Annotated in this window: 11 protein-coding genes; 3 read left to right on the forward strand and 8 right to left on the reverse strand. The window is 69.7% G+C overall.

Features of this window, described 5'->3' with window-relative positions; genetic code table 11:
- Positions 1–66: 66 nt before the first annotated feature.
- From ASF17_RS08430 to ASF17_RS08450, 5 genes are all read right to left on the reverse strand, one after another.
- The gene (locus ASF17_RS08430; protein ID WP_235476445.1) at positions 67–1,854 is read right to left on the reverse strand and encodes a peptidoglycan D,D-transpeptidase FtsI family protein; all 1,788 of its coding nucleotides are present in this window, start codon (positions 1,852–1,854) and stop codon (positions 67–69) included.
- Positions 1,855–1,926: 72 nt separating this feature from the next.
- Positions 1,927–2,601 (reverse strand): hypothetical protein, encoded by a 675-nt coding sequence (locus tag ASF17_RS08435; RefSeq protein WP_055797765.1) that lies wholly within the window; start codon positions 2,599–2,601, stop codon positions 1,927–1,929.
- Positions 2,598–3,548, reverse strand: a complete 951-nt coding sequence (gene rsmH, locus ASF17_RS08440; protein WP_055797768.1) for a 16S rRNA (cytosine(1402)-N(4))-methyltransferase RsmH — start codon at positions 3,546–3,548, stop codon at positions 2,598–2,600. Before rsmH ends, ASF17_RS08435 begins: the two co-directional genes overlap by 4 nt.
- A 102-nt stretch (positions 3,549–3,650) precedes the next feature.
- On the reverse strand, positions 3,651–4,082 hold the full coding sequence (gene mraZ, locus ASF17_RS08445; RefSeq protein ID WP_055797771.1) for a division/cell wall cluster transcriptional repressor MraZ: 432 nt from the start codon (positions 4,080–4,082) through the stop codon (positions 3,651–3,653).
- Between the two features lie 297 nt (positions 4,083–4,379).
- The gene (locus ASF17_RS08450; RefSeq protein ID WP_055798544.1) at positions 4,380–4,787 is read right to left on the reverse strand and encodes a DUF3040 domain-containing protein; all 408 of its coding nucleotides are present in this window, start codon (positions 4,785–4,787) and stop codon (positions 4,380–4,382) included.
- A gap of 98 nt (positions 4,788–4,885) precedes the next feature.
- On the opposite strand from ASF17_RS08450, the gene ASF17_RS08455 reads away from it, so the two are divergent.
- Positions 4,886–6,007, forward strand: a complete 1,122-nt coding sequence (locus tag ASF17_RS08455; protein WP_055797776.1) for a polyprenyl synthetase family protein — start codon at positions 4,886–4,888, stop codon at positions 6,005–6,007.
- Between the two features lie 77 nt (positions 6,008–6,084).
- Here ASF17_RS08455 and ASF17_RS08460 read toward each other — a convergent pair whose 3' ends face one another.
- On the reverse strand, positions 6,085–6,444 hold the full coding sequence (locus tag ASF17_RS08460) for an Rv2175c family DNA-binding protein (RefSeq protein ID WP_326934179.1): 360 nt from the start codon (positions 6,442–6,444) through the stop codon (positions 6,085–6,087).
- Positions 6,445–6,648: 204 nt separating this feature from the next.
- Between ASF17_RS08460 and ASF17_RS08465 the strand changes: the two genes are divergently transcribed.
- Both ASF17_RS08465 and pknB read left to right on the forward strand, forming a co-directional pair.
- Entirely contained in the window at positions 6,649–7,962 is a 1,314-nt protein-coding gene (locus ASF17_RS08465; RefSeq protein ID WP_082475165.1) for a muramidase family protein, read from the forward strand.
- A 75-nt stretch (positions 7,963–8,037) separates the two neighbouring features.
- Positions 8,038–10,005, forward strand: coding sequence for a Stk1 family PASTA domain-containing Ser/Thr kinase (gene pknB / locus ASF17_RS08470; RefSeq protein ID WP_055797781.1), 1,968 nt, complete (start codon positions 8,038–8,040; stop codon positions 10,003–10,005).
- 120 nt (positions 10,006–10,125) lie between these two features.
- Here the strand turns inward: pknB and ASF17_RS08475 are convergent, their stop codons facing one another.
- Together ASF17_RS08475 and ASF17_RS08480 are read right to left on the reverse strand one after the other, a co-directional pair.
- Positions 10,126–11,496 (reverse strand): class II 3-deoxy-7-phosphoheptulonate synthase, encoded by a 1,371-nt coding sequence (locus ASF17_RS08475; RefSeq protein WP_055797785.1) that lies wholly within the window; start codon positions 11,494–11,496, stop codon positions 10,126–10,128.
- Between the two features lie 55 nt (positions 11,497–11,551).
- Entirely contained in the window at positions 11,552–12,241 is a 690-nt protein-coding gene (locus ASF17_RS08480) for a lysophospholipid acyltransferase family protein (RefSeq protein ID WP_055797788.1), read from the reverse strand.
- Positions 12,242–12,266 lie beyond the last annotated feature (25 nt).

Genomic DNA, 12,266 nt, shown 5'->3' on the forward strand with positions numbered 1-12,266 from the left:
ACCTCGCCGACGGATGTTCCGGTCGGAGGACCGGGGGGATCCGGGCGTTCAATGAATCCTCTTCTCTCACCAGGTCTCGGGGATGTCCGGGGCGGGCTCCGTCGACGGAGGGACGCGGTACATCTCGAGTGCCTGGGACATGATCTTGTTGAAGGTCGGCGCCGCAGCGGCCGACGTCTTGATGGTACTTGGCTTGGTGAAGGTCACGACCACGACGAACTGGGGATCCTCGGCCGGCGCGATGCCCGCGACCGACACGATGCGGTCCGAACCGTAGCCCGTGCCGTCCGACTTCGCCACCTCGGCCGTGCCGGTCTTGGCGGCCACGCGGTACCCCGGGATCGTCAGGACGTCTTTGAGGTCGCCCGCGCTGACGACCTTCTCGAGCATGTTCACGGTCGTGTCGGCGGCGTAGGCGGAGACCACCTGAGTCCCCTCGGTGCTCGGCGTCTGCGAGACCGTCCCGTCGGGTGCCGTGCACTTCTCGACCAGGTTCACGGGCAGACGCTCACCGTGGTTCGCGAGCGTCTGGAAGACGGAGGCGAGGTGAACGGCCGTCGTCGAGACGCCCTGTCCGAACATCGAGTTGATGCTCGTCTGCTGGTCCCATTCGGAGACGTTGCGCACGCCCTGAGTGGGCTCACCCAGGAACCCGACGGCCGTCGGCTCGTTCAGCCCGAACTTGAGCATGTAGTCGTAACGCGCCTGCGCCGACAGGTTCTCACCGAGGAGGGAGATGCCGACGTTGGACGAGTCGCGGAGGATCCCCGTCAAGGTCAGCTGCTCGGTCGGGTGGAAGACGGCGTCGTGGATCGAGCCGCCCCACGGGAAGGTGCGGGAGTAAGGCACGGTCGCGCGACTCGTCGGCGTCGCGGTGCCCGTGTCGAGCAGCATCGCGGCGGTCATGGCCTTGAACGTCGAACCCGGCTCATAGGAGGCGGTGAACGCCAGCGAGCCGAGGTTGTCGACGTCGGTGGCGTCGACGTCGTTGGGATCGACGGCGGGATAGTCGGCGACGGCGAGGAGAGCCGCCGTGTCGGCCTTCATGACGACGGCCGTGGCGCTCACGGCACCGATGGCCTGAGCCTGCTCGGCGAGGGACTGCTGCGTCATGTACTGCAGGTCTTTGTCGATCGACAGCGTGAGCGAGCTGCCCGGGACGGCGGCTTCGGTCGTCACCGTGCTGCCGGGCAGCTGGACGCCGTCGGCACCTCGTTCGTAGGTCTCGCTGCCGTTCGTGCCCGCGAGGCAGCTGTCGGCGCTCAGCTCGAGACCCGCCTGCGGGCCGTCCGTGCCGATGAAGCCCGTGAGGTTGCCGGCGACCGACCCGTTGGGATACGTGCGAGCTGATTGCCGCTCGTAGTAGAGATACGAGATGCCGCTGTTCTTGAGGTCCCGCACCGCGCGGAAGGCGTCGACGTCGACGCCTTTGACGAGATAGGCGAAGTTCGCCGTCGGGTCACGGGTGATGCTCTCGTACATGGCGTCCGCGTCACCGCCGGTGATCTCCGCGATCTGCGCCATGACCTGCTCGACCGTCAGGGTCTTCTTCGTCTTCGTGCCGTCGGCCGCCTTCTCGGTGATCGTCCGCGTCTTGGCGAACGCCGGGGCGGCGGTGATGTTGTATCGGGTCACGCTGCCGGCCAGCACGGTGCCGTCGGCGGCCAGGATGTCGCCGCGGTCGCCGTACGTCACCTGACTGATCTGCCGCTTGTTCTTCGACTGCTCGTTCAACTCGGCCGCCTGGACCAGCTGGATGTCGGCGAGTCGCACGACGAAGACGCCGATCAGGGCGATCACCAGGGCCATGGCCAGAGTGGCTCGGAGCCGCCGGCTGCGTGGTGCTGCGTTCACGAAGGATTCCTCACCGCGGCGGGCCGTGCCGCCCTGCCGCTGTCGTCGTCCGGTACCCCGGGTGGGACACCGCTAACGGGTCTGGGGAGCCGCCAGCTGGTTCGGGTCAGACGCTACCGACTGCTCGGGAGATCCCCCGCTCGCCGCGCCCGCCGCGGCGGAGCCGGACACGGGAGCGGCGACGCCGGTGGAGGCGACGCTCGCGTCCGCCGTCGACGTCGACCCCTGGTCGGCGGGGGCCTTCGCACCGGCGGTGGCCGAGGCCTCGGGCTTCTGGGCGGTGGCGAGGGGGACGCCGTCGAGGAGCGTGTTGGGGATCAGGTTGTCCGTGCCGTCGGCGCCGCCGTCGGCGGGAGACGGCTGCCCGTGCACCGCGCCCGTCGCGGGGTCGAGGTAGACGGGGTTCGAGTTGCGGACCATGCCGAGCTCCTCGGCGTTGTTGGCCAGGTTCTGAGGCGACGACAGCACGTCGAGCTGCTCGGAGTACTTCTGCTGGTCCCGCGTGAGCTCGGTCTGCTGCGCCTGGAGCGCGGAGATCCTGTAGGCGCCGTCGCTGAGCGCGATGCTGATGGCGAGCTGAGCCAGGAGGAGCACGAAGAGCGACGCCGTCGCGACGAGCGCGTAGACGATCTTGGGACGCGCACGACGCTGAGCCCGGCTGGTCACGATCTCGACAGGCCGAGGCGTCGCCGAGGGGGACCGCTCGAGGAGAGGCGTCGGGTCGACGAGGGCGAACTGGCTGCTCATGCTGATCTCCGGATTCGTTCGGCTGCGCGGAGGCGCACGGGTTTGGCCCGGGGGTTGCGGTCGATCTCGTCGGCCGAGGCGAGCTCGGCTCCTCGGACGAGGAGACGGAACTCGGGCCGGTGCTCGGGCAGTTCGATCGGGAGGTCCTGGGGAGCGGTCGAGGTGGTCCGCGCGGCGAGCTCGCGCTTGACGAACCGGTCTTCGAGCGACTGGTAGGCGAGGACCACGATGCGGCCCGAGTCGCCGAGACGGTCGAGGGCGACCGGCACGGCGGCCTCGAGCGAGGCGAGCTCGCCGTTGACCTCGATGCGCAGGGCCTGGAAGACGCGCTTCGCGGGGTGACCGGCTCGCTGGAGGGCCATGGGGGTCGCCGCGACGAGCACGTCGACGAGCTCGCCGCTCCGGGTCAGCGGGTTGTCGACCCGGTGCTCGACGATGCGGCGGGCGTACCGAGGAGCGAGCTTCTCCTCGCCGTACTGGTAGAAGATCCGACGGAGCTCGGATTCGGGGTACTCCGCGAGGATCGTCTCCGCGGTGACGGCGGAGGTCGGGTCCATCCGCATGTCGAGCGGAGCGTCCTTCGAGTACGAGAAGCCGCGCTCCACGCGATCGAGCTGCAGAGACGACACCCCCAGATCGAAGAGGACGCCGTCGACGGTCGCGAGGCCCAGGCCGTCCAGCGCCTCGCCGATCCCGTCGTAGGTCGTGTGCACGAGCCGGGCCCGCTGCCCGAAGGGACGGAGCCGCTCGCCGGCGATCTCGAGCGCCTCCGTGTCGCGGTCGAGACCCACGACGGTGAGCTCCGGGAAGCGCGTCAGCAGGGCTTCCGTGTGACCGCCCATGCCGAGGGTGCAGTCGACGGCCACGGCACCGGGTGCGCCGAGCGAGGGTGCGAGCAGCTCGAGGGTGCGTTCGAGCAGTACGGGGGTGTGGATCTGATCTGCCATGACGATGTCGGCTCCTGTTCATCTGCCCTGATCCCCATCCGTCCCGACCTGGCACCGGGGAAGGTGCGCCAGGGCGGACGGCTGGGAGTCGGGGCCGACGACTCAGAAGAGGCCGGGGATCACCTCCTCCGTGGTGTTGGCGAAGGCGGCCTCTTGAGCCTCGTAGTAGGCGGTCCAGGCATCGGTGGCCCAGATCTCGGCGCGGTTCCCGGCACCGATGACGGTGAGATCGCGACCGAGCCCGGCGTACTCGCGCAGCTGCGCGGGGATGGTCACACGGTTCTGCTTGTCGGGGATCTCGTCGCTCGCACCCGAGAGGAACAGTCGCATGTAGTCGCGCCCCTCCTTGCTCGTGATGGGCGCCTGACGGATCCGCGAATGCATGTCCTCGAACTCGCGCTGGGAGAAGACGTAGACGCAGCGCTCCTGCCCGCGCGTCATGACGAGCCCGGAGGCCAACTCGTCACGGAACTTCGCAGGAAGGATGATGCGGCCTTTCTCGTCGAGCTTGGGCGAGTAGGTGCCGAGGAACATGCGCCCCGCCCCTTCCGCTCCACACCCCGGAGTGGGACGTGGCTCCACTTTACTCCACAACGCACCACTCGACAACGGATCTCCCCGTTCTGGGCACAGAAGAACCCCTGCGGACCCTGGATTCTCAGGGTCCGCAGGGGTGGAGGGCTGTGGAGCGTCCGGGGCCGAGGAGGCGCGCTCAGCGGGGCGAGAGGAGGCTCACCCGGCTGGACTCGGCCTGGCGACTGCCTGGCGGCACGACGAAGGGGCCGACCCGGAGGTCGGCCCCTTCGTGGTGGAGCGGGGTGGAGGGATACGTCAGCGGCGCTCGTCGCCGTCGTTGCGACGGTCCCATCGTTCGTTGAGCCGGTCCATCATGCTCGTGCGGGACGAGCCGGCCGAGGGGCCCGGGCGGGAGCCCGTCGATCGGGGAGCCTTGGACGCAGTCGGGGCCGGCCCGCCCTTCCGACGAGGAGGGGCGATCGCGAATAGGGCTCCGGCGACGACGAGCACGAAACCCAGCACGCCGACCACGGGCTGACGGAAGATCACGCCGGCGACGATGACGGCGATCCCGAGCAGACCCCCGAGGACGCCGACGACGACCATCGTGTAGTTGGGTCGCCCCTGCCGAGTGCCGACGGTCGCGACGAAGTCGGAGTCGTTGCTGTAGAGACTGCGCTCCATCTCGTCGAGGAGCCGCTGCTCCTGTTCGGAAAGTGGCATCTTGGTGTTCCCTTCGAGCACAGGCCCTACGACCTCGGGATCGACGCGTATGAGTAGCTGGCAGTGTATGCCGGAGTGCTGTCGCTAGGCTAGGCAGCGTGGCTGAGAGTACGCGGTTAGTGGATGTCGTTCAACAGCGGATCGACCAGTTCCTCGAGAGGCAGCGCCCGGTCCTGCGGACGATCGCCCCGGACCTCGATCCGTTCGCTCTCTTCTCCAGCGACCTGCTTCGCGGAGGCAAGCGATTCCGCGCCTTGTTCTGCTACTGGGGATGGCAGTCCGTCGCCGGTCTCGACACGGGGTTCGATCCTCTGGGGACTCCCCCGGACGCACGATCCCTCGACTCGGTGATGGGCGCCTCCACGGCTCTCGAGTTCTTCCACGCGGCCGCTCTCGTCCACGACGACATCATGGACAACTCCGACACGCGGCGCGGACTGCCCTCCGCGCACCGGCGCTTCGAGCGGCTGCACCGCGAGGGGTCGTGGCTCGGCTCCGCCGAGGACTTCGGCACGTCGGGGGCCCTCCTGATGGGCGATCTCCTCCTCGCCTGGAGCGACGAGCTCGTCTCCGAGGCCTTCGACGGCCTGCTCTCGCGAGACGCCGCGCGCGCGGCACGCGTCGAGTTCAACCGGATGCGCACCGAGGTCACCGTCGGTCAGTACCTCGACATCCTCGAGGAGAACGCGTGGCGGACCGTCCCCGACATCGACCTCCTGCCGCGCGCTCAGCGGGTCATCGTCTACAAGTCGGCCAAGTACAGCGTCGAGGCGCCGCTGACCATCGGCGCCGCCATGGCCGGGGGCTCCCCCGAGGCCCTGGAGTCGCTCCGTCACTTCGGGCTGCCCCTCGGGATCGCCTACCAGCTCCGCGACGATCTGCTGGGCGTCTTCGGCGACCCCGAGGTGACCGGCAAGCCGGCGGGCGACGACCTCCGCGAGGGCAAGCGGACCGTCCTGGTCGCGATGGCACGCCGCTCCCTGCCGGCGGGTGCTGTGCGCCTGCTCGACGAGCTCCTCGGCGACCCCGAGCTCGACGACGACCAGATCGCGATGCTCCAGGCGACGCTCCGGGATTCGGGAGCGGTCGACGCGGTCGAGCAGTCGATCAGCGACCAGGTCGAGCGGGCGACGCACGCCCTCGACCGCTCGGCGCTGTCGCCGTCCGCCCGAGCCCAGCTGACCCGACTGGCCGACACGGTCACGCGCCGCACCTCCTGACGAGGCGCACGCGCGTTCACCCGATGACGGACGACCTCTCCGTCACAGATGACGACGGCCGAAGTCGTCCGTCCGGGCTAGAGCAGGCCCTGCGCGATCCGGCGGACCTCCGCCTTGCGACCCGCGCGCAGAGCCTCGATGGGGCTCGTGCCGAGAGAGTCGTCGTCCGACATGATCCAGTCGAGCGCCTCGTCGTCTGTGAACCCGTTGTCGGCGAGCACCGTGATCGTGCCCCGGAGATCACCCCGGGGCTGACCCTCGTCGTCGAGGAACACCGCCGGCGTGCGGAGGGGGCCGCCGAGCCTGGTCCCGACGAGCGCGTGCTCGTCGAAGAGCCGGCGGACGCGGCTGACGCTCATCCCCGTCTTCTCGACGAGGTCGGGGACGGCCAGCCACTCGGTGTCGGCGAACCAGGGCTGCTGCGAGAGATCGATCACCGGACAACCTTGCCATGAGAGCGCCCATCGTGTCTCCGCCAGACAACTCCTGTCACAGCTGTCACATCAGCCACATGAGTCGCACAGACCTCAGGAGGCGCACTGATTGACTTGACACACCACCTGTGTCAACTTGATAACTTCGAGACACGTCGTCCGATCAGGCCGTCGACGTGCTTGCCCCCGAGACTCGAGGATCACCTCATGAACGACAGCCAGACGACGAGCGCCTTCGGCCGCATCGACACCACCGGCGACGACCCCCGGGCGACCGGTCGCATCGCCCGTTCGATGATGAACACCGTGCCGATCATGCTCGTGGGCTCGATGGCCCTCGGCCTCGGGCTGACCGGCCCGATCTCCTCACTCGACGAGGCCTCCGACAAGGTGAAGAAGCCCCAGGCCGCGCCCCGCCCCGTGCTGCCGGCGATCGAGACCGCCGGGACGACCGTGGTCGAGGAGGCGGTGGTCGAGCTGGCCGCCTCCCGCGCCTCCGTCATCGCCCCGTCGTCGTACACGGTCAAGAGCGGCGACACCGTGGCGACCATCGCCGGGTCCTTCGGCCTGAGCACAGCCTCGGTCCTGGCCCTCAACGGACTGAGCTGGAAGTCCACGATCTTCCCCGGGCAGACGCTGAGCCTCGTCGCGGGAGGGGCCTCGACCCAGCCGAGCCGCGCCTCCTCGGGCTCCGCGCGCAGCTACACGATCAAGCGCGGCGACACCCTCAGCTCGATCGCCGGCGCGCACGGCGTCGCGACCTCCGCGCTCCTGGCCGCGAACGGCCTCGGCTGGTCGAGCATCATCTACCCCGGCCAGAAGCTGTCGGTCCCGGGAGGATCGTCTTCGGCCTCCCCCGCCCCGTCGAGGACCCCGTCCGCTCCGGCCGCTTCGGGGGGCTCGTACACCATCAAGACGGGCGACACCCTCTCGCGCATCGCCGCGAACACGGGCACGAGCGTCCAGGCCCTGCTGTCCGCCAACGGCCTGCGCATCACCAGCACGATCTACGCGGGCAAGAAGCTGACCATCCCCGGCCGGGGCGGCGCCTCCACCTCCGCTCCCACGACGACCCCGGCGGCCACGTCGGCCGTCCCGGTCTCGTCCGGCACGTCCCTCAGCGCCGAGCAGCAGCGCAACGCGCGCACCATCATCGCCGTCGGCCGGCAGATCGGGGCGAGCGACCGCGCGATCGTCATCGCCCTGGCCGCGGCGGCTCAGGAGTCGAGCCTTCGCAACATCGATCACGGCGACCGCGACTCGGTCGGCCTCTACCAGCAGCGACCGAGCACCGGATGGGGCACCCGCGCCCAGCTCACGGACCCGGTGCATGCGACCAAGCTGTTCTTCGGCGGACCGACGAACCCGAACAGGGGCTACACCCGCGGCCTGCTGGACATCCCCGGCTGGACGTCGATGTCGCTCACGGGTGCTGCCCAGGCCGTGCAGATCTCGGCGTACCCGACGGCCTACGCGAAGTGGGAGGCCCCCGCTGCCTCCTGGCTCGCGGCCCTCGGCTAGGCGGCTCTCCGGCCACTTCTCGGTCGGCCGGTGAGTTGACGCGTCTCGGGCGCATGATCACCGTAAAATCAGCGCGTGAGCGTGAACCAGACTGACCCGATGATCGGCCGGCTCATCGACGATCGCTATCAGGTCCGTTCGCGCATCGCCCGCGGAGGCATGGCCACCGTCTACCTCGCGACCGACCTCCGCCTCGAGCGCCGCGTCGCGATCAAGATCATGCACGGGCACCTCGCCGACGACGCCTCCTTCAAGGAGCGCTTCATCCAGGAGGCGCGCTCGGCGGCGAGACTCGCCCACCCGAACGTCGTCAACGTCTTCGACCAGGGCCAGGACGACGACTCGGCCTACCTCGTCATGGAGTACCTCCCCGGCATCACCTTGCGCGAGCTCCTGCAGGACCACAAGGTGCTCACCTCCGAGCAGGCCATGGACATCCTGGAGGCCGTGCTGTCGGGTCTCGCCGCCGCCCACCGTGCGGGCATCGTCCACCGCGACCTGAAACCCGAGAACGTCCTCCTCGCCGACGACGGTCGCATCAAGATCGGCGACTTCGGCCTCGCCCGGGCCGCCACGGCGAACACCGCCACGGGCGCGGCGCTGCTCGGGACCATCGCCTACCTCTCCCCCGAGCTCGTCACCCGGGGCATCGCCGACACCCGCAGCGACATCTACGCGCTCGGCATCATGCTCTACGAGATGCTCACCGGCGAACAGCCCTACAAGGGCGAGCAGCCGATGCAGATCGCCTACCAGCACGCGAACGACACGGTCCCCGCCCCCGGCATCGTCAACCCCTCGGTCCCCGTCGAGCTCGACGAGCTCGTCCTCTGGGCGACCGCCCGCGACCCCGAGCACCGACCCCGCGACGCCCGCGCCCTGCTGGACCAGCTGCTCGACGTGCAACGGGCCCTGGCGGACCCCTCCGGCCCGCCGGCGAACCGCACGATGGTCCTGCCCTCCGCGGCTGCGACCGCGGTCCTCCCCGGACCTGGCCGCGGAGCCACGGCCGACACGCAGATCGTCCCCAAGGCACGGCACCGGACCGGCCCGATCGGCCCGGACTCCGACAGCAACGCCGAGCGACTGCAGAACGACGCCGCCCGCCGTCACCGTCGCGGCGCGATCCTGCTCGTGATCGTCATCCTGCTCGCGCTCGTCGCGGGAGGTGCGGGCTGGTGGTTCGGCTCCGGCCCGGGCGCAGAGGCCGCTGTACCCGACGTCGCGGGCCAGGACCCGGCGGCGGCGGCCTCGCAGCTGATCGAGGCCGGCTTCGAGGTCGCGCCCGACAACCGCGGGGACTTCTCCGTCGACGTCCCCGCCGGGCAGGTGACGGGCACCGAGCCCGACGCGACGAGCCGTCAGCCCAAGGGATCGACGGTGACGATGGTGGTCTCGCAGGGGCCGCGGCAGCTGGATGTGCCGTCCGTCGTCGGCGGTTCATTCGACGCCGCTGAATCAGCACTGGCGGACTTCGCGCTCACCGACCCGATCCGACAGTTCGACGAGAAGGACGCCGGCACCGTGATCGGCATCGCCGGCGTCGGCGGCGACGGCAACGCCATGGGACTCGCCGAGGGCTCGACGTACGGCGAGCAGCAGCCGGTCACACTGACGGTGTCGCTCGGACCTCTCCCCGACGTCGCCGGACAGGAGCTCTCGGAGGCCCAGGCCACGCTGCAGAAGGCCGGGCTGACCGGGGCCGAGGCTGGTCGCGAGTACAGCAGCGATGTCCCCGCCGGGGCGGTCATCCGTTCGCAGCCCCAGGCCGACGGCCCCGTGAAGCCGGGTGCGACCCTCGACCTCGTCGTGTCGGACGGCCCGGCCCCGGTGACCGTCCCCGACGTCACCGGGCAGACCCTGGACGACGCGACGGCGCAGCTGCAGGCCCTCGGGCTGCGGGTCAGCTACGACGACTGCGCCAAGTTCACCTGCGCGTTCTACGACTGGGAGGCCGCGCTGCCCGTCACCGCGTCGGATCCCGGCGCCGGGGGGACGGCCCTCGTGGGCTCGACCGTGACCCTCAGCTACCGGGCGGACTGACGCCGACGGACCCTGCGGGCCCGCGCCTCCTGATCCGCTCGTCGTGATCCGCTCGTCATGACGTGACGACGGGCCCCCGCCGGTGAACGACGGAGGCCCGGGACGGCAGGGAGGGGCGGCTCAGTTCGCCGCGAGCTCCTCCGCCACGAGGAACGCCAGCTCGAGCGACTGCATGTGGTTCAGTCGCGGATCGCACAGCGACTCGTAGCGAGTGGCCAGAGTCGCCTCGTCGATGTGCTCCGAACCGCCGAGGCACTCGGTGACGTCGTCGCCCGTCAGCTCGATGTGGATGCCGCCCGGGTGCGTGCCGGCCGCGCGGTGGGCCTCGAAGAAGCCCTTGACCTCGTCCATGATCTCGTCGAAGCGGCGGGTCTTGTACCCGGTGGGCGTCGTGAGGCCGTTGCCGTGCATCGGGTCGCTCACCCACAGGGGCGTGGCGTCCGCACGCGTGATTGCCTCGAGGAGGGGCGGCAGCGCATCGCGGATCCTCCCCGCGCCCATGCGCGTGATGAACGTGAGTCGACCCGGCTCGCGCTCGGGGTCGAGCTTGTCGATCAAGCGCATCATGTCGTCGGGTGTCGTGCTCGGGCCGAGCTTCACGCCGATCGGGTTGCGCACCCTCGACAGGAAGTCGACGTGCGCCCCGTCGAGGTCGCGGGTGCGTTCGCCGATCCACACGAAGTGCGACGACAGCACGTAGGGGTCGCCCGTCCGCGAGTCGATGCGCGTCATCGGGCGCTCGTAGTCCATGAGGAGACCCTCGTGGCTGGTGTAGAACTCGACGCGCTTGAGCTCGTCGAAGTCCGCCCCGGCAGCCTCCATGAATCGGATCGCCTTGTCGATCTCCTTCGCGAGGTGCTCGTAGGCGGCGTTCGCCGGGTTGGCCGCGAAGCCGCGGTTCCAGCTGTGCACCTGACGCAGGTCGGCGAAACCTCCCTGTGTGAAGGCCCTGATCAGGTTTATCGTCGACGCCGAGGTGTGGTACCCCTTCACGAGTCGCGCCGGGTCGGCCCGCCGGGACTCGGGGGTGAAGTCGTAGCCGTTGACGATGTCGCCCCGGTAGGCCGGCAGGGTCACGCCGTCTCGCGTCTCGTCGTCGCTCGATCGGGGCTTGGCGAACTGACCGGCCATGCGGCCCATCTTGATGACCGGCATGGAGGCGCCGTACGTCAGGACGACGGCCATCTGCAGGATCGTCTTGACGCGATCGCGGATCTGATCGGCCGTCGCGCCGGCGAAGGTCTCGGCGCAGTCGCCCCCTTGCAGGAGGAAGGCCTCGCCCCGCGCGGCGGAGGCCAGCCGATCGCGGAGGGTGTCGATCTCGCCCGCGAACACGAGCGGAGGCAGCGTGGCGATCTCGGCCGAGGCCGCCTCGACGGCCGCGGGGTCGGGCCATGACGGCTGCTGCTTGATGGGAAGGGTGCGCCAATAGTCGAGACCCTCGACGACGTCGGTGTCGGACGTTGCGAACGGATCTCTGAGCTGGGTCACGGTCTTCCTTGCGGGCGTCAGCGGGCTCGGGGCCGAACGACCCCGACGAGCGAGCCTACCGCGTGGAGGCGGAGCGCTTCTCCTTGACGCTGGAGGCGTACACGTCGGCGTACTCCTGCCCGCTCAGCGCGTTGAGCTCGTACATGATCTCGTCCGTGATGGACCGCAGGATGAAGCGGTCGCCCTCCATGCCCTCGAAGCGGCTGAAGTCGAGGGGCTCGCCGAAGACGATGCCGACCCGGCGGATCTTGGGGATCTTGGTCCCCGTCTTCATGACGTGCTCGGTGTCGATCATCGCCACGGGGATCACGGGCACGTGCCCCTCGAGGATCATCCGGGCGACGCCCGTGCGACCGCGGTAGAGACGGCCGTCGGGACTGCGGGTCCCCTCGGGGTAGATGCCGAGCTGCTCACCCCGGCGGAGGACCGAGAGACCCGTCGCCAGAGAGGCCTCCGAGGCCTTGCCGCCCGAGCGGTCGATCGACAGCTGACCCGTGGCCGTGAAGAACAGACGCATCGCCCAGCCCTTGATGCCCCGGCCGGTGAAGTAGTCGCTCTTCGCCAGGAACGAGATGCGACGGTCCAGGGCGATGGGCAGGAAGATCGAGTCGACGAACGACAGGTGGTTGCTGGCGAAGATCACGGCGCCCGACGCCGGAACGTTCTCGGCGCCGCGGACCCACGGACGGAACACCGAGAGGACGAGAGGCGTCGCGATGAGCGTCTTCAAGAACCAGTAGAGCATCGGTGCATCCCTCGTCGATGGAGCG

Source organism: Frigoribacterium sp. Leaf263 (assembly GCF_001422285.1).
GTDB lineage: Bacteria > Actinomycetota > Actinomycetes > Actinomycetales > Microbacteriaceae > Frigoribacterium.

Excerpts from the sequence above, each read along its gene's own strand:
- ASF17_RS08435 (WP_055797765.1), bottom strand. The coding sequence starts at position 2,601 with ATGAGCAGCCAGTTCGCCCTCGTCGACCCGACGCCTCTCCTCGAGCGG.
- rsmH (WP_055797768.1), bottom strand. The coding sequence starts at position 3,548 with ATGGCAGATCAGATCCACACCCCCGTACTGCTCGAACGCACCCTCGAG.
- mraZ (WP_055797771.1), bottom strand. The coding sequence starts at position 4,082 with ATGTTCCTCGGCACCTACTCGCCCAAGCTCGACGAGAAAGGCCGCATC.
- ASF17_RS08450 (WP_055798544.1), bottom strand. The coding sequence starts at position 4,787 with ATGCCACTTTCCGAACAGGAGCAGCGGCTCCTCGACGAGATGGAGCGC.
- ASF17_RS08465 (WP_082475165.1), top strand. The coding sequence starts at position 6,649 with ATGAACGACAGCCAGACGACGAGCGCCTTCGGCCGCATCGACACCACC.
- ASF17_RS08480 (WP_055797788.1), bottom strand. The coding sequence starts at position 12,241 with ATGCTCTACTGGTTCTTGAAGACGCTCATCGCGACGCCTCTCGTCCTC.